Source organism: Variibacter gotjawalensis (genome assembly GCF_002355335.1).
Taxonomy (GTDB): domain Bacteria; phylum Pseudomonadota; class Alphaproteobacteria; order Rhizobiales; family Xanthobacteraceae; genus Variibacter; species Variibacter gotjawalensis.
The window spans coordinates 591,274-610,108 of sequence record NZ_AP014946.1 but is presented as its reverse complement, the minus strand read 5'-3'; the positions used below and the strand labels follow the sequence as shown (position 1 = coordinate 610,108).

Sequence of the window (18,835 nt, the reverse complement as noted above, 5' to 3'; positions counted from 1 at the left end):
TGAAGCTTCGCGACCGGGAATGCCGCCCATGATGACGGCCGCGCCGGAAGAGAAAGCGCGCATCACGGCGCGTAACCTCAACTTCTATTACGGGCAGTCGCATGCGCTGAAGAACATCAACCTGAAGCTTGCGGCGAACCGCGTGACGGCCTTCATCGGCCCGTCAGGCTGTGGCAAGTCAACGCTGCTGCGCGTCTTCAACCGGATGTACGACCTTTATCCGGGGCAGCGCGCCGAAGGTGAAGTGCTGCTCGACGGCACCAACATCCTCGACCCGAAACTGGACCTCAACTTGCTGCGTGCTCGCGTCGGCATGGTGTTCCAGAAGCCGACGCCGTTTCCGATGACGATCTACGAAAACATCGCGTTCGGCATCCGGCTCTACGAGAAGCTGCCGAAGTCTGAGATGGACGACCGCATCGAAGCCGCACTGAAAGGCGGCGCGTTGTGGAACGAAGTCAAGGACAAGCTCAACGCCAGCGGGCTCAGCCTGTCGGGCGGCCAGCAGCAGCGTCTGTGCATCGCTCGCACGGTGGCGATCCGGCCAGAAGTGATCTTGTTCGACGAGCCGTGCTCGGCGCTCGATCCGATTTCGACGGCGCGCATCGAAGAGCTGATCGGCGAGCTGAAAGAAAAATACACAATCGCGATCGTGACGCACAACATGCAGCAAGCTGCGCGTTGCTCCGACTACACGACGTTCATGTATCTCGGCGACCTCATCGAGTTCGGCGAGACCAATCAGATTTTCACCAATCCGACCGACAAGCGCACGCAAGATTACATCACGGGACGGTTCGGATGAGCCCGACCAACCTGCCGGGGAACGCGACGATGACAGAACACACGATGAAGGCCTTCGACGTCGACCTGCAGGAATTGCAGCGTCTGGTCGTCGAAATGGGCGGCATTGCGGAACAGCAGATCGCCGACGCGGTCGACGCGCTCAACACCCGCGACGTCGTTCTGGCGCAGCGAGTCGTGTCGTCGGATGCGACGCTTGACGCTCTGCAGCGCGAGCTCGAAGAGAAAGCCGTGCTCACGATCGCGCGCCGCCAGCCGATGGCGACGGACCTGCGCGAGATCATCGGTGCGCTGCGCGTATCGAACGATCTCGAGCGGATCGGCGATCTTGCGAAGAATATCGCCAAGCGCGTCGTCGCGCTCGGCCGTGAGTTCCGCTACCCGACCGTCATGCGCGGTGTCGAGAGCATGAGCGAACTCGTTCTCGCGGCGCTTAAAGACGTGCTCGACGCGTTCGCGCGCCGCGACACCGAACAGGCGCTGCGCGTCTGGCGGGGCGACGAAGCGATCGACGCGGTCAACAACTCGCTGTTCCGCGAATTGCTGACCTACATGATGGAAGATCCGCGCAACATCACGTTCTGCACGCATCTTCTCTTCTGCGCCAAGAACATCGAGCGCATGGGCGACCATGCGACGAACATCGCCGAGACCGTGCACTACATGGTGGAGGGTAAGACACTTTCGGACGAGCGTCCGAAGGGTGACTTCACCAGCACGACGACGGTCCCGTATCCGGGGTGAACATGAAGGCTCGCATCCTCATCGTCGAAGACGAAGAACCGTTGACGATGCTGCTCCGCTACAATCTCGAGGCCGAGGGCTTCGAGGTTGACGCGGTCGGCCACGGCGACGAAGCAGAAGTAAGGCTCAAGGAAAGCCTGCCGGATCTCGTCCTTCTCGATTGGATGCTTCCGGGCCTTTCCGGCATCGAGCTGTGCCGCCGCTTGCGCGCACGGCCCGAAACGGACCGTCTGCCGATCATTATGCTGACGGCGCGCGGCGAAGAGTCCGAGCGTCTGCGTGGTCTCGATACCGGCGCGGACGATTACATCGTCAAGCCGTTCTCGGTGCCGGAGCTGGTCGCCCGCGTGCAGGCGCTGCTACGGCGGACGCGTCCGGAACGCGTCGCCAACATGCTGTCGGCCGGCGATCTCGAACTCGACCGCGAGCGCCGTCGCGTATTCCGCAACGGGCGCGAACTGCAGCTTGGGCCGACCGAGTTCCGGTTGCTCGAGTTCTTTATGCAGAGCCCTGGCCGCGTCTATTCGCGCGAGCAGTTGCTCGACGGTGTCTGGGGCCGCGACATCTATATCGACGAGCGTACGGTCGACGTTCACATCGGCCGCCTGCGGAAAATCCTCAATCGCGGCCGCAACAGCGACCCGATCCGTACGGTGCGCGGTTCCGGCTATTCGTTCGACGAGCGGTTCGGCAAGGCTGTCGAGCGCGCGTCGTAAGGGCGCGCTTCTGCGATTAAGTTCGCAGGAGCAGCAACCTGATCCCCGCATAGGCGAAGACGGCTGCAAGCGTCGCTTCGATCCAGCGACGCGCGCGGGCGTAAACGCGTACCATCGGTGCCGTGGAGAACAGCAGCGCATAGCCGCCGAAGATCACGACACCCAGCACGGCGCAGCCGCCGATGATGGCAAGCGCTGTCGTCCCCGTTTGGGCGTTTCCGCCCAGGCCCAGCGCCATGATGGCGAGCCAAGCGAGGATCGATTTCGGGTTGGTGAGATGCATCATCAGCCCAAGCACATACTGCTTGCGCAGACTGCGCGGCGCGATGGTGTCGGCGCTCGGTGCCGCGTCAGGGCGCATGGCCGCGCGGGCGGATTTCCAGGCGAGCCAGAGCAGGTAAGCGCCGCCCGCGATCTTGATCAGCGTGATCGCGTGCGCGTATGTCGCGAGTACAGCCGAGATTCCGGTCGCGGCGAGCGAGCCCCAGAAGATCGAGCCTGTCATCACGCCGGCCGCGAAAGCAAGCGCTGCGGTGCGTCCCGTATGCATTGCGATGCTCATGATCGCGATGCTGCTGGGGCCGGGGCTGCCGGCCGCAATCACGTAAACCGAATAGACGATGAAAAGGCTGTTGAGCGTGGCTTGATCGAACATGGCAATGGTCCTGGCCAAAGCGCAGAGACCAAAAACAAAGGCCCCGGTCAAACCGGGGCCTTGTCGTATTCGCGTGTGCGGTCGCTTAGCGGCGGGCGCGGCGGCGATCCTGCACGGGTTGATAGGCCATGCGGCAATGGTGAGCGCAGTACGGATGGTTTGCGACCGTCTTGCCGCCGCAGAAGTAAAAGTCCGCCGAACCCGGATCGCCGATCGGCCAACGGCAGGTTGCCTCGGTCAGCTCGACGATCGAGCAACGCTGCCCCATCGGGATGATGTTGTCCGTGATCGGGTCCTGCTCGGGCTCCGCCTCGTAGTCCAGATAGGCGTAAGCCGGCTGGGCCAGCGCGGTGTTGCCGCGCATCGCCGGGCGCGGCGCACGCGGCGCGTATTGCGCGGCTGCCCGGGGCTTGCGCTGGCGCGGCGCGGCCGTCGACGGTGCCTTGGCGCGGCCCGAGAGGCCGAGCCGGTGCACCTTGCCGATGACCGCGTTGCGTGTGATGCCGCCGAGTTCGCCGGCGATCTGGCTGGCAGACAATCCGTCCGTCCAGAGTTTTCGAAGGGTCTCGACCCGCTCGTCAGTCCATACCCACGTCATTGTTCTTACCTCGCATCTTCCGGGGTGCGCGGCGAAAAGTCTCGTAGTCAGAATCCCATAGCGGTCCCCGGCAATGTTTACGCCGTGGCTCTCGGAACCCATACCTATGGTACTCTGGAGACGGTCCGCCGCACGAAATCTCGTACCCGTCCTTGTTTTTGACGCTACAATAGCCGCTGACTCGGGCGCAAGAGTCCGCGGAATCCGGGTTCTATTTTTCCCCGCATAATGTCGGTTTTACGGTAGCGATGTTGTGGATTGTGCTTTCTCGGCACACCTCGCGCGGCTGCTGACATGCGGTTGACCGCAGGGCCACATCGCCATAAAATATCCGCGTCGTGCCGCCCCTCCGCGAGGCGGCACGTTGCATTTCTGGACAGCGTTCACGCGTATGCGTGAGCGGTTCGCGGATCGGAAACACCAGAAGGATCTTGCGCCATGGCTGCCGCCGCGTCCCATATCCTGCCGACTTACGCTCGCGTCGAGATGTCATTCGAGCGTGGCGAAGGCATCTGGCTGGAGTCGACGACCGGCGAGCGCTTTATGGATTTCACGTCCGGCGTTGCCGTGAATGCGCTCGGCCATGCGCATCCGCATCTCGTCAAGGCATTGACCGAGCAGGCGCAAAAGGTCTGGCACACGTCGAACCTCTACCGCATTCCGGGCGGCGAGAAGCTGGCCGACCGGTTGTGCGAGGCGACTTTCGCGGACCAGGTCTTCTTTACCAATTCGGGCGCCGAGGCGCTCGAATGCTCGATCAAGATGGCGCGCAAGTACCAAGCCGTCATCGGCCATCCGGAGCGCTATCGGACGATCACGTTCGAAGGCGCGTTCCACGGGCGGACGCTCGGCACCATCGCGGCCGGCGGCAATAAGAAATATCTCGAAGGGTTCGGTCCGCCGGTCGAAGGCTTCGACCAGATCGCGCCGGGCGATATCGAGGCCGTGAAAGCCGCGATCACGCCGGAAACCGGATCGATCCTGATCGAGCCGGTACAAGGCGAAGGTGGCGTGCGCGTCATCTCGACCAGTTTCATCAAGGCACTGCGCGAATTGTGCGATCAGCGCGGCCTGCTGCTGATCCTCGACGAAGTGCAGACCGGCGTCGGCCGCACGGGCGAACTCTTCGCCTACATGCGCTCCGGCATCACGCCGGACATCATGGCGATCGCCAAAGCGATCGGTGGCGGGTTCCCGCTCGGTGCTTGTCTTGCGACAGCGGAAGCCGCGAAGGGCATGACGGCCGGCACGCACGGCTCGACCTACGGCGGCAATCCGCTGGCGATGGCGTGCGGCAATGCCGTGCTCGACGTCGTGCTCGAGCCCGGCTTCATGGACAGCGTGCGCCGGAAATCGGTGCTGCTGCGCCAGCGCCTTGCCGAGATCAAGGACCGGCACCCGTCGATCATCTCGGAAGTGCGCGGCGAAGGCCTGCTGATCGGCCTCAAAGCCGAGTTGCCGGTCGGCGAACTCGTCGATGCACTGCGCGCCGAGGGCATGATCACGGTCGCGGCCGGCGAGAATGTCGTCCGCTTGCTGCCGCCACTCATCATTTCGGAAGAAGAGATCGCCGAAGCGGTCCAGAAAATCGATCGCGCGGCGACGCGGATCGAGCAGTCGCTGACCCAGTCAGCGCGCGCTACTGCGTGAGGCGTTTTCATTGTCAAAGGTTCGGCATTTTCTCGATCTCACCGACGTTTCGACCGACGAATTGCGGCGCATCCTCAAACTGAGCCGCGATATCAAGGCTGAGTGGAAGCAGGATCGCGCCAAGGCCGCGCGCCCGCTCGAGAACAAAACGCTCGCGATGGTGTTCGACAAGCCGTCGACGCGCACGCGTGTGTCGTTCGATGTCGGAATGCGCCAGCTCGGCGGCGAAGCCCTGATGTTGACCGGTGCCGAGATGCAGCTCGGCCGCGGTGAAACCATCGGCGATACGGCGCGCGTGCTCTCGCGCTACGTCGACATCATCATGATACGCATCCTCGATCATGAGGCGCTGCTGGAGCTTGCGCGCAACGCGACCGTTCCGGTGATCAACGGCCTCACCCGTCTGACGCATCCCTGCCAGGTGATGGCCGACGTGATGACCTTCGAGGAGCACCGGGGCCCGATCAAGGGCACGACGGTCGCCTGGACGGGCGACGACAACAACGTGCTGGCCTCGTGGATCCACGCGGCGAAGAGCTTCGATTTCGCGCTGAACATCGCGACCCCGCCGGAATTGGCACCGAAGAAGAAGACGATGGACTGGATTAAGCAGTCCGGCGCCCGCATCACGGTCGGCACCGACGCGGAGGCGGCCGTGAAGGGCGCGCATTGCGTTATCACGGATACCTGGGTGTCGATGGGCGACAAGGAAAGCGAGCGGCGGCACAATCTGCTGAAGCCGTACCAGGTGAATGAGCGGCTTATGGAAAAAGCCGATCGAGACGCCATATTCATGCATTGCCTACCGGCACACCGGGGCGAGGAGGTTACCGACGAGGTGATCGACGGCCCGCAGTCGGTGGTGTTCGACGAGGCCGAGAACCGTCTGCATGCCCAGAAGGGCATTCTGGCGTGGTGCCTCGATAACGCCTGAGGCGTTATTCAACTCTAGCGGCTGCCAAAAGCTCCGCGTCATCCCGGAAGCCGCAGGGTTCGCTCTGCGAACCGCTCGCGCAGCGAGCGGCGGCTGTCCGGGATCCATAGTCCCTGCGGGGGTTATGGATTCCGGGCTCGCGCTCGCTGCGCGAGCTGCGCCCCGGAATGACCAACGGTGTCGTTTGCGGCCAGTTTGCGAGATTGCGTGATGACTGAATCCGCTGTTCCGATGCGCACACCCGATGCTGTCGCAATCGACGACACCGTTTTGCCGTTCCAGGTCGACGCGCTCGACGTGCGCGGCCGCGTCGTGCGGCTCGGGCCGATGGTCGATGAAATCCTGCGCAAGCACGAATACCCGGAGCCGGTGTCGAAGCTGCTCGGCGAGGCGATTGTGCTCGGCACATTGCTCGGCACGGCGTTGAAGATCGAGGGCCGCTTCATCCTGCAGACGCAGACCGACGGCATCGTGCCGATGCTGGTCGTCGACTATCGCGCGCCCGGCGATGTGCGGGCGTGCGCGCGCTTCGACAAGGAAAAGATCGGCGAGCAGATCGCGGCGAAAGGTGGCGAAGCGGCTGCCTTGCTTGGCCGTGGCCATATGGCGATGACGATCGACCAGGGCAGCAACACCAGCCGCTATCAAGGGCTCGTCGAGATCGCGGGCGATCTGCAAGCCGCCGCGCATGAATACTTCTATCGTTCGGAGCAGATTCCGACGCGTCTGCGTCTTGCGGTGGCGGAGGATTTTCGCGCCGAGGACGGCGGCATGCGCCGGCGCTGGCGGGCGGGCGGCATGATGGTGCAGTTCCTGCCGAAGTCGGAACTGCGCGCGCGCCAACGTGATTTCGATCCGGGTGACGCGCCGGCGGGCGCCGTTGTGCCTGAGATGAAGGAAGACGACAGCTGGGCGGAAGCGCAAGCCCTCGTCGAAACCGTGGAGCCGATCGAGCTGATAGATCCGGCGCTGTCGCACGAGCGGCTGCTCTTCCGGCTGTTTCACGAACGCGGCGTGCGCGTGTTCGAGAACCAGGAAGTGCGCGCGCAGTGTTCGTGCTCGCAGGATCGCATCACCGACATGCTGTCGCGGTTCAGTCAGGACGATCGCGACCACATGGTCGAGAATGGAAAAATCTCGGTGACGTGCGAATTCTGCAATACGAATTACATCGTCGACCCGGCGGAGCTGCCGCCGGCGGAGAAGCAGTAGGTCTCTGCACTTAATCCGTCATGGTGAGGAGCACGCGAAGCGTGCGTCTCGAACCACGACGGCCCGGGCGCTGCGGTCCGGGATACTCGGGCCGTCGTCCTTCGAGACGCGCTGACGCCGGCTTTGCCGACCCAGCGCTCCTCAGGATGACGGGTTAGAGTTCGATAGCTGCGGCTACCGAGCTCCCACTCAAAACGTCTCCATGCCCTTCGACCGCGCAATCGCGGCAGTGTCGGCATCGGCGAGGCGTGCGAGCAGGGCTTTTGCGCCGGCGACGTTCTGCGCCTTTGCGGCAAGGCCTGCCGAGAACGTCGTGTAGTTCTGGATATCGGCCGGGATCGGCCCGACCAACACGGAGCCCGGCACGGCCAGAATCTCGCTGACCTGTTGAATGCCGAGCTCGGCTTCGCCGCGCATCACGGCTTGTGCGACGAGGCCGCCATCCGGGATCAGTGCCTTCGCGCGAATTTCCTTCTCGATGCCGAGGCGCGGCAGCAACGAGGCGAAATACTGTCCGCTCGCGCCCTGCGCCGTGAAGATGATCGAGCGCACGGCGAGCAGTGTCTTCTTGAAGGCTTCAACGGTGGAGATGTCCGGCAGCGGCGCGCCTGGCGCGACCGTGACGCCGACGCAGGAGCGCGCAACGTCGAGGCGCGAGCCGACGACTGTACCGCGTGCGATTTCGTCGTCGAGCAGCTTCGCGGTCAGCATCGCGATGTCGAACGGCGCGCCACTCGCGATATCGACGACGAGCATGTTGGCTGGTTTGAACACGGCATCAACCTTGTGGCCGGCGTCTTTCTCGAAGCGCGGGATGAGATCGTTCATCACTCCGGCGAGGCCCATCGTGCAAAGAACCCGGATGGGCTCGGTCATGGTCGTCTCCTTTTGTTGACGTAGCCATCGGAAACTCGCGAAGCGCAGTCAAGCGCGCGGCGGGGGTGGACTTTCGTGTGCGCTTTCCTTTTCTATCCGGCGCATGGACAAGGTCGAATGCGATGTGCTGGTGGTTGGGTCCGGAGCCGGTGGGCTGGCGGCGGCAGTCGCGGCAGCGGCGCGCGGACTGAAGGTCATCGTCGCCGAGAAGGCCGTCTATGTCGGCGGGACGACCGCGCTGTCCGGTGGCTTTCTCTGGGTGCCGAACAATCCGGTCTCGCGCCGCGACGGCATCTTGGATGACTCGGTCGAGTCGGCGCGGACGTATTTGCGTCATGAGGCCGGCAATCAATTCAATGCCGCGACCGTCGATGCTTTTTTGGCTGCCGGCCCGGAGGCGATCGACTTCTTCGAGACGAAGACGGCCGTGAAATTCGAGGCGGCGTCCGCATTTTCCGACTATCACCCGGATGCGCCGGGCGGCCGCCCCGGCGGGCGCTCGATCAAGGCGCAGGCGTTTCGCGGGCAGGAGCTCGGCGACGAACTCAAGCGGCTGCGTCCGCCGTTGCCGGAGCTCACGTTCGTCGGCCTGATGATCGGCTCCGGTCCGGAGCTGAAGCATTTCTTCAACGTGACGCGCTCGGTCGCGTCGATGGCGTATGTCGCAAAGCGTCTCGCCGGGCACGCGCGCGATCTTGCGCTCTATCAGCGCGGCATGTTGCTGACGAACGGCAATGCGCTCGCGGCGCGGCTGTTTCGCTCGGCTCTCGATCTCGGCGTCACGGTGTGGACCGATGCGCCGGTGACGCGTTTGATCCGCGAAGACGGTGCGGTCAAAGGCGCGATCGTCGAGAACAATACCGAGGTCGAGGTGCGCACCGCGCGCGGCGTCGTGCTCGCGGCCGGCGGATTTCCGCAAGACAAAGAACGCCGGCGAAAAATGTTTCCGCACGACGCGGACAATGCCGGACATTTCTCGCCCGCGCCGGAAGGCAATACGGGCGACGGTCTGCGGCTGGGTGAAGGTATCGGCGCGGCGGTTGCGCAAGATTATCCGAACGCAGCCGCGTGGGTGCCGGTGTCGCGCGTGCCACGGCGCGGCGGCGCGTTCGGCGTGTTCCCGCATTTCATCGATCGCGCGAAGCCCGGTTTGATCGCGGTGTTGGCGACCGGCAAGCGCTTCGTCAACGAGGCGAATTCGTATCACGACTTCTGCCAGGCCTTGTTCAAGGCCGGAGAGAAGCGCGCATTTCTCGTGGTCGATAAGCCGTTCCTGCAACGGTTCGGCCTTGGCTTCGTCAAGCCGTTCCCGGTGCCGGTCGGGCCGAATATTCGCTCCGGTTATCTCAAGACGGGCAACACTGTCGCGGAGCTGGCGAAGAATGCCGGCATCGATGCGGCCAATCTCGAAGCGACGCTCGCGGAGTGGAATCGCGATATGACGCAGGGCGAAGACCGCGCGTTCGGCAAGGGCTCGACGGCCTACAATCGCTTCAACGGTGATCCCGATACGAAGCCGAATCCGTGCCTCGCGCCGATCGCTCAAGCGCCTTACTACGCGGTCGAGGTCGTGGTCGGCGATCTCGGCACGTTCGCGGGACTGCGCACCGATGGCGATGCGCGCGTGCTCGACGACGAGGGCCGCGCGATCCCGGGCCTCTACGCCGCAGGCAACGATGCGGCGAGCATCATGGGCGGAAATTATCCGGGCGGCGGCATCACGCTCGGTCCGGCGATGACGTTCGGTTACATCGCGGCGCGCCACATGGCGTCGCGTTAGTTGCTCGTCTGCGTGCCGAACGAGCGATCGGCGAGGCGCGTCATGCGGATCACCGGATAGATTCCGGCGGCGACAATCATCAGTGCGGCTAGTGCGCCTTCTTCGAAATCGCCCCGTGTCGCGAATTGGTAGATGTAGGTCGGCAGCGTTTCGACGTTGAGCGGACGCAGCAGAAGTGTCGCAGGCAGCTCCTTCAGGCAATCGACGAAGATCAGCAGCGCGGCGGCGCCGAGCGCGGGCCGCAGCATCGGCAAGTGGACGACACGTGCGACCTCCGGATAACCGGCGCCGAGCGTGCGTGCTGCGTCGTCGACGCGTGGGGAGATGCGGCCAAGGCCGGCCTGCATCGAGCCGATCGCGATCGTAAGAAATCGCACGACGTAAGCGATGACGATTGCGGCGCCGGAACCGGCAACAAGCAAACCGACGCCCTTGCCGCCGAACAGACGGCTGACCCAGTTGATCATCTCGTCGATGCCGACGAGCGGCGAGAGGAGCCCGAGCGCCAGCACCGTGCCGGGCACCGCATAGCCGAGACCCGCGAGCGTTAGCCCCGTCGTGACGGTGCGGCTCGGCGCAAAGCGCGCCACCAGCGCGAGGCCGAGTCCGATCGCGAGTGCGATGGCGGTAGCGCTGCCTGCAAGCACCACGCTCGAAATGAAATGCGTGAAGAGTTCGGGATCGAAGCCGGAGAGCAGGCCGCGCAGAACAGTCTGATACGCGAGGAAGCCGGCCGGCAATAGGAAGCCGAAGACCACGGGGAGGAGGCACGCGAGCGTCGCGAGCCAGCGGCGACCGCCGACGATCTCGATCGGCGCGACGATGCGTGTCTGGCGTTCCGAAATTGCGAAGCGGCGCTTGCGGCGGCCATAGCGCTCGAGTGCGATGAGGATCGCGACGACGATCAGCATCACGCAGGCGATCTGCGCGGCGGCCGGCAAACTATTGCGATTGAGCCAGGTCGTGTAGATCGAGATCGTTAACGTTTGAACGCCGAGATATTCGCTGGCGCCGATGTCGTTTAGCGTTTCCAACAGCGCAAGCGAGAGGCCGACGGCGAGCGCCGGGCGTGCGAGCGGCAGCGCGACATCGCGAACGAGACGCCAGCGCGATGCGCCGAGCGTGCGCGCGACTTCGAGCAGCGTCGCGCTCTGCGTCGCGAACATCGCGCGCACCGGCAGATAGACGTAAGGGTAGAGGACGAGGCTGAGGACGACGATCGCGCCCGGCAGCGATTTCACTTCCGGGAACCAGTAGTCACGCGGCGTCGCGAAGTGGCCCCATGTGCGGATCGATGTCTGCACCGGGCCAGCGGCATCGAGCAGCGCGACGTAGATGTAGGCGACGATGTAGCTCGGCAGCGCGAGCGGCAATGCGAGGAGCCAATTGAAGATGTCGCGGCCCGGAAAGCGAAACGCCGTGACCAGCCACGCCGAGCCGACGCCGAGGAGCGTCGTGATGATCGCGACGCCGGCGAGCAGCAGTAGCGTCTGCTGCACGGCATAGGGCAGCACGTACGCGAGAAGATGCCGCCAGTTTTCGGTGTCGCTTTTGAACGCGAAGAAGAACAGCGCGAAGATCGGCGTCAGCGCCGCAGCCGCGATGACGACGACGAATAACGTCGCGAGGGGGTGACGGGGCAACCGTCTTTTGGATTGGGCGGCGATTGCAGAGTTCATGTGTGTCTCGGCATCTGCCGCGCTTTCCTCCCTCCCCCCTTGCGGGGGAGGGGTGGGGAGGGGGGTAAACAACAAGCACCAACCTTGCCGCTTACCCCCCTCCCTGTCCCTCCCCCGCAAGGGGGGAGGGAACCTCAAAAGTCAGGTTCGAACCTAGTTCGCTTATTTGTCGAAGCCAACCTTGTCGACGAGATCGGCAGCGGCTTTGCGCTCGGCTGCTATCTTCGACAGCGGCGTCGAATCCGGCTTCACGTCGCCGTAGCCTGCGATGGTCGGGTTGACCTTGATGCCGGCGCGCAGCGGATATTCGTAGGTCGCGTCAGCGTAGACGTGCTGAGCGTGTTCGCCGGCGAGCCACTCGATGAACTTCATCGCATCGGCCTTGTTCGGCGCATGCCTCGCGAGGATAACACCCGAGACGTTGAAGTGCGTGCCGCCGGTGTCTTTGAAGATCGGAAGCAGCACGCGGGTCGCGTCGGCCCAGGGCTTCTTCTCCGGGTCGGCGTTGTTCATCAGCGCCCAGTAGTAGGTGTTCGCGATACCGATATCGCACTTGCCGGCGAGAATATCGCGGGCGACTTCGCGGTCGCCGCCGGCCGGCTTCTGCGCGAGATTGGCTTTGAGGCCTGTGAGCCACTTCTCGGCTTCGGCGACGCCGTAATGCGCGATGTAAGCCGCGATCAAGCCGTTGTTGTACTGATGCTGGCCGGGGCGCGTGCAGATCTTGCCCTTCCACTTCGGGTCGGCGAGTTCTTCGTATGTGATGGTGGTGCCGGCCGGGACGCGATCCTTCGAGACGTAAAGAACGCGGGCGCGGGCCGAGATGCCGTACCAAGCGTGATCGGCGTCGCGGAAGTTTGCCGGGATGATTTTGTCGAGCACTTCCGACTTGATCGGCTGCGTGATGCCGAGGCGTTTCGCCTCATCGAGACGGCCGATATCGACCGTGAGCACGACGTCCGCCGGCGAGTTCGCGCCTTCGGTCGCGATACGCTGTTCGAGACCCGAGCTTGCCGAGACGACGTTGACCTTGATGCCGGTGTCCTTCGTGAAGGCTTCCAGCACGGGCGCTATCAGCTTCGCTTCGCGATACGTGTAAAGGTTGACGTCCGCCAAAGCCGGCGAGGTGAAAGCCGCTACTGCGCTGAGCGCGAGCGTGGCGGCGCGAACGTGCGTCATGAATAGCTCCGTTGAATACCCGGCACGGATTTCCGCCGGCTCACGGCTCCTACGGGTGTGCGCGTCATGGGTCAAGGCGATTAATCGTTACCGATCAATGCGGTACGACGACTCTAGATTAGAATTGTTTGAAGTTTGGCGGCTTGGCTTTGATCCGGCTAGGGGAACGCCGGAATGCTCGTCTGGCGGGTCTTGCGGTGCCGGAGTGCCTGCGCGCATCAGCCGCGCCTTTGGTGCGCGACTGTTGTAATCTGCGGCCTCGTGGAGGCATTTCATGAAACACGCATTGCTGTTGCTGGCCGCATCCCTCGCGCTGACGGCTCCGACCTTCGCGCAGCAGGGTTGGGACGACTACGAGACGAAGCTGATCACGGTTTCGGGCGCGATCATTCAATCGCGCTATGAAACACCAAATGCGGCAATCGGGGTGGATACGCCGGAGAAGATGTGGACCGTGGTGCTCGCCGCACCCTCGCGCATGACGAGCCGCGGCGTCAGCGCAGATATGATTTCGCTCGGCCGGTCGGTGATCGTTCAGGGCTATGTGTCGAAGACCGACAAGGATGAGATGCGCGCGGAGCGCATCACGGTGAACGGCAAGACGTTCGAGATGCGGTGAGAGTCTGGCGGCCGGATTATTGCCCCGGGCGACCGGAAAAGAGTTCGTCATGGCCCGCTTCATGCGGGCCATCCACGACTTGCTTCGACAAGCTTAAACAGAAAGACGTGGATGGCCCGGACAAGCCGGGCCATGACGGAGTTCTATCGGTAGGGCGCAGCTAGCCGAATTTCGCCGTCACGGCGCGCTTGCCGGGCGGCGTGATCTGCACGGCGACTTTCAGCTTTGCGGGCAACGGCGCGGAAGCCTTGCCGCTGAGCCGCTTATCATCGACGACTTCGAGCGGCACGCGCTGCGCCTTGCCGGCGAGCGTGAAGATCGCGACGCCTTTGAAACCCTTGATTGGCATTTCCTTGTCGTCGCCGTCGCGAACGTAAACGTCAATCGTATCGTTCTTGGCGACGAGTTCGACATGGTAGTCGCCGGCCTCGCTGACGATGCCGCCGAATTTTCCTTCGTGCGAATGGCTGTGGGAATGCTGCGCGAGGGCCGGTGTTGCGAATGCTGCCGCAATGCCGGTGAGCAGGAATGTACGTCGATGCATTATTTTCTCCTTCGGTCTTGGTCGTTTGGCGACGCGTTCTGGTTCAATACGAAGCGGTCGCGGGTTGAGCGTTAGGTTTGCTTTCGGCTTCGGTCTCCGCGAATGCGCGCAGGCGCTCGACCGGCTTGCGGCCGAAGGCGAGCAACAGCAGCGGCGTGACGAAGGCGTCGAGGATCGTTGCCGAGATGAGGCCGCCGAAGATCGTCACGGCGACCGGATGCAAGATTTCCTTGCCGGCCGCGTCCGCGCCGACCAGCAGTGGAATCAACGCAACACCGGCGGCGAGCGATGTCATCAGCACCGGCGTCATGCGTTCGAGACAGCCGCGCGTCAGCAACGCCAGGCCCCACGGCATTCTCTCGTTGATGTGCAGGTTGACGATGTGGCTGATCTTGAGGATGCCGTTACGTGTCGCGATGCCGGTCAGCGTGATGAAGCCGACCATGCTGGCGACGGACAGCGGTTGCCCGGTGAGCCAGAGCGCAACGACCGAGCCGATCAGCGCCATCGGCACGCTGCCCATGATGATCAGCGCGAGCACGGCGGATTTATAGCGGCTGTAGAGGATCGCGAAGATCAGCGACAGCGAGATGATCGACAGGATGCCGATCGTGCGGGCGGCTTCCTCCTGCGCTTGAAAAGTGCCTTCGAGACTCGCGACGTAACCTTCGGGCAGTTTCGTATCGCGCAGGACCTGCCGGATATTCTCGACGATCTTGGCGACGTCGGTGCGGCCGTCCGTGTTCGCGAGCACAACGAGGCGCCGCCGTCCGTTTTCGCGAAGGATCTGGTTCGGCCCGTCGGTCTCGCGGATGTCCGCGATAAGGCGCGCCGGAATCCAGCCGGATGGCGTTTCGATCAAGAGATCGCTGAGCGCCTGCGTGTTGCGCTGCGCATCGCCGAGCCGCATCACGACATCGAAGCGTTTGACGCCGTCGACGACGCGCGAGACGGCGCGGCCGTTCGACAGGCGGCTGAGCTGATCGATGAAGGTCGCGGGTTGGATTCCGTAGAGTGCCGCGCGTGCGTAGTCGACGCGGATTTCGAGTTGCGGCACGCGAACTTGGCGTTCGACCTGCAAATCGGTGAGGCCGGGCACTTTCGCGAGTTTCTCGCGCAGAGCTTCGGCTTGGTTGCGCATGACGTCGAGATCGTCGCCGAAGATTTTCAGCGCGATTTCGGAGCGGATGCCGGAGAGCATGTGGTCGAGGCGATGCGCGATCGGCTGACCGACGTTGACGCTGACCGGCAGGACAGCCAGGCGGTTGCGGATGTCTGCGATGATCTCAGCTTTCGAGCGCTCGGTCGGCTTCAGGTCCATCTCGAATTCGTTGACGTGGACGCCCTCGGCATGCTCGTCGAGTTCGGCGCGGCCCGTGCGGCGGCCGATCGTCTTTGCCTCCGGGAGATCGAGGAGCAGGCGTTCCGCGATGGCGCCGACGCGGCTCGACTCGGCGAGCGAAACGCCGGGGTTGAGCTGGACCAGGATGTTGAAGGTGCCTTCGTTGAAAGGCGGCAGGAACGCGCGCGGCAGCGCGAAGGCGCCGATGGCGGCGAAGAACACCATCACGACCGTCGTTGCGACGATGGCGCGGCCGTAACCGTAGACGGCGTCGAGGGCCGCCGCGTAACCGCGCTTGAGCGTGCGCACGAGCCAGCCTTCGCGCTCGTGCAGGTTCTTGAGGCCCGGCAGCAGATAGTAAGCCATCACGGGCGTGAGCGTGATTGACACGAGCAAGCTCGCGAGGATCGAGATGATGTAGGCCTGGCCAAGCGGCGAGAAGAGCCGGCCCTCGATGCCACCGAGTGCAAACAGGGGCACGAAGACCAGCACGATGATCATCGTCGCGTAGACGATGCCGGATCGCACCTCCTGCGAAGCGCTGACGACGACGTCGAAGACCGAGCGCGGATTGCCGGCCTCGCGATTTTCGCGCAGGCGGCGGAAGATGTTTTCGACGTCGACCACCGCGTCGTCAACGAGTTCGCCGATCGCGATCGCGATGCCGCCGAGCGTCATCGTGTTGATCGAGAGCCCGGCGAAGTAGAACACGACCGCGGTGGTGAGGATCGAGACCGGGATTGCGGTCAGCGAGATGAAGGTCGTGCGCCAGTTCAAGAGGAACATGAAGAGCACGATCGCGACGACGACGCCGGCTTCGAGCAGCACGGTCTGTACATTCTTCACCGAGGTCTCGATGAAGTTTGCCTGCCGGAAGACCTGGTTGGTGACTTTCGCGTTGTAAGGCAGGCTGGGCTGCATTTCGTTGAGCGCGGCTTCGATGCGTTTCGTCAGCGCGACCGTGTCGACGGCGGGCTGCTTCTCGACCGCGACGATGACGGAGGGTGAGCCCATATAGCCGGCGTCGCCGCGCTTCACGCGCGCCGCATAATCGACATTGGCGATTTGGCGCAGGAAGATCGGCCGGCCTTCGGTCTTGGCGACGACGACGGAACGCAGGTCGTCGAGGCTCGTCGTGCGGCCGATATTGCGAATGAGATATTCGCGGGCATTGAACTCCGTAAAGCCGCCGCCCGTGTTGGTGCCGAACTGCGCGATCGCTTGTTCGAGCTCCGCGAAGGTGATGCCGAGCGCGCGCATCGCGGCAGGCTGCGGCGCAACGCGATACTGGCGGACTTCGCCGCCGATCGGGATCACCTGGGCGACGCCCGGAATGCTCATGAGGCGCGGGCGGATCGTGAAGTCCGCAAGCTCGCGCAGTTCCATTGGGCTTGCCGTGTCGCTCGTCACGGCGAACATCGATATCTGCCCCATAAGGGACGAGATCGGGCCGAGCATCGGCGTGACATTGGCGGGGAGCTGCTCGCGGATGAGCGCGAGGCGTTCGTTGACCAGCTGCCGGTTGCGATAGACGTCGGCGCTCCAATCGAACTCGACGTAGACGAACGAAAGGCCGACGCCGGAGACCGAACGCACGCGCGTGACGCCCGGCACGCCGTTCATCTGCGTCTCGATCGGGAAGCTGACGAGCAACTCGACCTCTTGCGGCGCGAGGCCTTCGGCTTCCGTCATGATGGTGACGGTCTGCTTGTTGAGGTCCGGCAGCACGTCGACAGGCAGGCGGCTGATGCTGAAAGCGCCGAGCGCCATCAGCGCGGCGCTAAGCGCGAGAACAAGAACGCGGTTGCGCAGCGATTGGGTGACGAGGAACGTGAACATGTCAGCGCACCTGGTCGAGCAGTTCGGCGCCGAGAGTCACGAGGCGCTTTCCGGGCTCCACGCCGGCGAGGATGAGGACGCTCTCGGCATCGAGCGGCTCGACGCGGACAGCGCGCGGCTGAAAGCGTTCGGCCGACACGTGCTCGAAGACGAAATGTTGGCCGTTGCTGGCGCGTACCACTGCGTTGCGCGGGATCGCGATGCCTTCGCGGCCATCCGGCGTCTGCACCGTCACGGTGAGGAGCTGCCCGGCGCGCAGCGCTGCGGTGTCGGCGTTGATCGCGAAGTGGACTGGCACCGACTGGCTGCGGTCCGTGAAGCCTGCGCCGAGGAAGCGAAGCGTCATCGGCTTGCCGTTCGTCGAGAGCGCGGAGGCCGAGACGATGTCGCGGATCGCTTCGAAGCTCAGCGCTTCGATCCAGAGTTTGTCGGGATCGACGATCTGGAAGATCACCGAGTTGCTCTGCGCGATTTGTCCGGCGACCGGCGTTCCTTCTGCGATGATGCCGTCGACGGGTGCGATCAGCTCCTCGGGGTCACGGCGCACTTTGTCGAGCGCGGCGCGGCGGTCTTTCAGGCCTTGCAGTTCGAGCTTTGCCTCTTCGAGCTGGAAGCGCGGGACAGCGCCGCTCGGCGCGAGCGACTCGTAGCGCGCGACGCGACGTTCGACGATGGCGATCTGCTGATCGATCTCGCCCTGGCGCTGACGCATATCGGAGACGTCGACGGTCTGCACCGGCGGCGTGACGTAGGCGACGACGTCGCCTTTCTTCACGCGACTGCCGAGGCGCGGGAAGCCTTTCTCGGGAGGGGACAAGCGGCCGCCGATGGCGGTTTGCACGAAACCGCTGGCGGCCGGATCCGGAATGATGCGGCCCGGTAGTTCGAGAGCGCGATGCTGCGGCGCGCGGACAGTCTCCTGCGTGCGCAAGCCGAACACGCGCTGCACCGGCTTCGGCACGAAGATGACGCCGTCGGGCTGACGCGTCGCGCGGTCGCTCGCGCCGGCGGGAGCTGCGGGTTCGGCGCCATCGTGACCTTCGTGGGCGCGGGCCGGTGGCGCGACGAGCATCGCGCCGACAACGATAGCTGCCGCGACGCTGCGGCGGCGGCCGAAGATCATCACGAGGATGCCCAGGAGAAATCCGACGCCGGTGGGCACGAGAATCTCAAGTTTTAGGAGATCGGCGGTGCGGAGGCCCGCGCGCTTGGCGGCGGACTCGGCAGACGGGTTCGGAACATCGATCGCGAGCGATAGAACGTCCGAGTCGCTGCCGGCCGTGACCGTGAAGATGAGGTCGATGTGGCCGCCTTTGGCGAGCCACGGCGCTTTCAGCGTGTAGGTCGCGTCCTTCTGCGCTTCGGCTTTCGCCGGCCCTTCGGGCGTTTCGACATCGATCGTTGCATCAAGGATCGGCTCGTTGTTCTTCGCGCGATCGAGGAAAAGGACGAGGTTGCCGTTCTGCGCGGTGGCTACGAGTTCGAACACATCCGAACGCGCTTCGCCGCGCGGGATCACGTTCGCGGGCGCGGCCGGCGCTTCCGGGCCGTGATCGTGGCCTTCATGCGCTCGCGCGTTGCCGAGCTGGAAAAGGATGACGAGAATCGCCGCGAATGCGCGAATCCACTGAACATGCATTGCCGAAGTCCTTAGCCGTAAACCG

General features: G+C 64.0%; 16 protein-coding genes. 8 read left to right on the top strand and 8 right to left on the bottom strand.

Going from position 1 to position 18,835, the window contains the following annotated elements:
* Positions 1-19: 19 nt before the first annotated feature.
* The 3 genes from pstB to phoB are packed head-to-tail and all read left to right on the top strand — an operon-like array spanning position 20 to position 2,264.
* Entirely contained in the window at positions 20-805 is a 786-nt protein-coding gene (pstB, locus tag GJW30_RS03020; protein ID WP_245408637.1) for a phosphate ABC transporter ATP-binding protein PstB, read from the top strand.
* Positions 802-1,548, top strand: coding sequence for a phosphate signaling complex protein PhoU (gene phoU, locus GJW30_RS03015; RefSeq protein WP_245408636.1), 747 nt, complete (start codon positions 802-804; stop codon positions 1,546-1,548). The genes pstB and phoU overlap by 4 nt, the downstream gene beginning before the upstream one ends.
* A 2-nt stretch (positions 1,549-1,550) precedes the next feature.
* Entirely contained in the window at positions 1,551-2,264 is a 714-nt protein-coding gene (phoB, locus tag GJW30_RS03010; protein ID WP_096351471.1) for a phosphate regulon transcriptional regulator PhoB, read from the top strand.
* 16 nt (positions 2,265-2,280) lie between these two features.
* On the opposite strand, the gene GJW30_RS03005 is transcribed toward phoB, so the two are convergent.
* Positions 2,281-2,919 carry a LysE family translocator gene (locus GJW30_RS03005; RefSeq protein WP_096351469.1) on the bottom strand — a complete coding sequence of 213 codons (639 nt, stop codon included), beginning with the start codon at positions 2,917-2,919 and terminating at the stop codon, positions 2,281-2,283.
* Between the two features lie 85 nt (positions 2,920-3,004).
* Positions 3,005-3,517: a GcrA family cell cycle regulator gene (locus GJW30_RS03000; protein ID WP_096351467.1), complete on the bottom strand. Its 513-nt coding sequence runs from the start codon at positions 3,515-3,517 to the stop codon at positions 3,005-3,007.
* Positions 3,518-3,955: 438 nt separating this feature from the next.
* Here GJW30_RS03000 and GJW30_RS02995 point away from each other — a divergent pair, with 438 nt between their 5' ends.
* The 3 genes from GJW30_RS02995 (at position 3,956) to GJW30_RS02985 (ending at position 7,313) form a co-directional block, all read left to right on the top strand.
* The gene (locus tag GJW30_RS02995; RefSeq protein WP_096351463.1) at positions 3,956-5,167 is read left to right on the top strand and encodes an aspartate aminotransferase family protein; all 1,212 of its coding nucleotides are present in this window, start codon (positions 3,956-3,958) and stop codon (positions 5,165-5,167) included.
* 10 nt (positions 5,168-5,177) lie between these two features.
* Positions 5,178-6,101: an ornithine carbamoyltransferase gene (argF, locus tag GJW30_RS02990; RefSeq protein ID WP_096351457.1), complete on the top strand. Its 924-nt coding sequence runs from the start codon at positions 5,178-5,180 to the stop codon at positions 6,099-6,101.
* A 210-nt stretch (positions 6,102-6,311) separates the two neighbouring features.
* On the top strand, positions 6,312-7,313 hold the full coding sequence (locus GJW30_RS02985) for an Hsp33 family molecular chaperone (protein WP_096351455.1): 1,002 nt from the start codon (positions 6,312-6,314) through the stop codon (positions 7,311-7,313).
* A gap of 189 nt (positions 7,314-7,502) precedes the next feature.
* Here GJW30_RS02985 and GJW30_RS02980 read toward each other — a convergent pair whose 3' ends face one another.
* Positions 7,503-8,189, bottom strand: a complete 687-nt coding sequence (locus GJW30_RS02980; protein ID WP_096351453.1) for a substrate-binding domain-containing protein — start codon at positions 8,187-8,189, stop codon at positions 7,503-7,505.
* A 103-nt stretch (positions 8,190-8,292) separates the two neighbouring features.
* On the opposite strand from GJW30_RS02980, the gene GJW30_RS02975 reads away from it, so the two are divergent.
* Positions 8,293-9,969: an FAD-dependent oxidoreductase gene (locus GJW30_RS02975; RefSeq protein ID WP_096351450.1), complete on the top strand. Its 1,677-nt coding sequence runs from the start codon at positions 8,293-8,295 to the stop codon at positions 9,967-9,969.
* Here GJW30_RS02975 and GJW30_RS02970 read toward each other — a convergent pair.
* Together GJW30_RS02970 and GJW30_RS02965 are read right to left on the bottom strand one after the other, a co-directional pair.
* The gene (locus GJW30_RS02970; RefSeq protein WP_245408635.1) at positions 9,966-11,612 is read right to left on the bottom strand and encodes an ABC transporter permease; all 1,647 of its coding nucleotides are present in this window, start codon (positions 11,610-11,612) and stop codon (positions 9,966-9,968) included. The genes GJW30_RS02975 and GJW30_RS02970 overlap by 4 nt on opposite strands.
* A gap of 198 nt (positions 11,613-11,810) precedes the next feature.
* Positions 11,811-12,827 carry an extracellular solute-binding protein gene (locus tag GJW30_RS02965; protein WP_096351444.1) on the bottom strand — a complete coding sequence of 339 codons (1,017 nt, stop codon included), beginning with the start codon at positions 12,825-12,827 and terminating at the stop codon, positions 11,811-11,813.
* Between the two features lie 274 nt (positions 12,828-13,101).
* On the opposite strand from GJW30_RS02965, the gene GJW30_RS02960 reads away from it, so the two are divergent.
* Positions 13,102-13,446 carry a hypothetical protein gene (locus GJW30_RS02960; RefSeq protein ID WP_096351442.1) on the top strand — a complete coding sequence of 115 codons (345 nt, stop codon included), beginning with the start codon at positions 13,102-13,104 and terminating at the stop codon, positions 13,444-13,446.
* A gap of 160 nt (positions 13,447-13,606) precedes the next feature.
* On the opposite strand, the gene GJW30_RS02955 is transcribed toward GJW30_RS02960, so the two are convergent.
* Genes GJW30_RS02955 through GJW30_RS02945 form a run of 3 tightly spaced genes read right to left on the bottom strand, consistent with a single transcriptional unit; the run spans position 13,607 to position 18,810 of the window.
* Entirely contained in the window at positions 13,607-13,990 is a 384-nt protein-coding gene (locus tag GJW30_RS02955) for a hypothetical protein (RefSeq protein WP_096351439.1), read from the bottom strand.
* 43 nt (positions 13,991-14,033) lie between these two features.
* Complete coding sequence (locus GJW30_RS02950; RefSeq protein ID WP_096351436.1) at positions 14,034-17,171, bottom strand: efflux RND transporter permease subunit; 3,138 nt, start codon at positions 17,169-17,171, stop codon at positions 14,034-14,036.
* Between the two features lies 1 nt (position 17,172).
* Entirely contained in the window at positions 17,173-18,810 is a 1,638-nt protein-coding gene (locus tag GJW30_RS02945) for an efflux RND transporter periplasmic adaptor subunit (protein WP_096351433.1), read from the bottom strand.
* Positions 18,811-18,835 lie beyond the last annotated feature (25 nt).

Bases quoted from the DNA above. Each gene is read 5' to 3' on its own strand.
- pstB (WP_245408637.1), top strand. From the start codon at position 20: ATGCCGCCCATGATGACGGCCGCGCCGGAAGAGAAAGCGCGCATCACG.
- phoU (WP_245408636.1), top strand. From the start codon at position 802: ATGAGCCCGACCAACCTGCCGGGGAACGCGACGATGACAGAACACACG.
- phoB (WP_096351471.1), top strand. From the start codon at position 1,551: ATGAAGGCTCGCATCCTCATCGTCGAAGACGAAGAACCGTTGACGATG.
- GJW30_RS03005 (WP_096351469.1), bottom strand. From the start codon at position 2,919: ATGTTCGATCAAGCCACGCTCAACAGCCTTTTCATCGTCTATTCGGTT.
- GJW30_RS03000 (WP_096351467.1), bottom strand. From the start codon at position 3,517: ATGACGTGGGTATGGACTGACGAGCGGGTCGAGACCCTTCGAAAACTC.
- GJW30_RS02995 (WP_096351463.1), top strand. From the start codon at position 3,956: ATGGCTGCCGCCGCGTCCCATATCCTGCCGACTTACGCTCGCGTCGAG.
- GJW30_RS02985 (WP_096351455.1), top strand. From the start codon at position 6,312: ATGACTGAATCCGCTGTTCCGATGCGCACACCCGATGCTGTCGCAATC.
- GJW30_RS02980 (WP_096351453.1), bottom strand. From the start codon at position 8,189: ATGACCGAGCCCATCCGGGTTCTTTGCACGATGGGCCTCGCCGGAGTG.
- GJW30_RS02975 (WP_096351450.1), top strand. From the start codon at position 8,293: ATGGACAAGGTCGAATGCGATGTGCTGGTGGTTGGGTCCGGAGCCGGT.
- GJW30_RS02965 (WP_096351444.1), bottom strand. From the start codon at position 12,827: ATGACGCACGTTCGCGCCGCCACGCTCGCGCTCAGCGCAGTAGCGGCT.
- GJW30_RS02960 (WP_096351442.1), top strand. From the start codon at position 13,102: ATGAAACACGCATTGCTGTTGCTGGCCGCATCCCTCGCGCTGACGGCT.
- GJW30_RS02955 (WP_096351439.1), bottom strand. From the start codon at position 13,990: ATGCATCGACGTACATTCCTGCTCACCGGCATTGCGGCAGCATTCGCA.
- GJW30_RS02950 (WP_096351436.1), bottom strand. From the start codon at position 17,171: ATGTTCACGTTCCTCGTCACCCAATCGCTGCGCAACCGCGTTCTTGTT.
- GJW30_RS02945 (WP_096351433.1), bottom strand. From the start codon at position 18,810: ATGCATGTTCAGTGGATTCGCGCATTCGCGGCGATTCTCGTCATCCTT.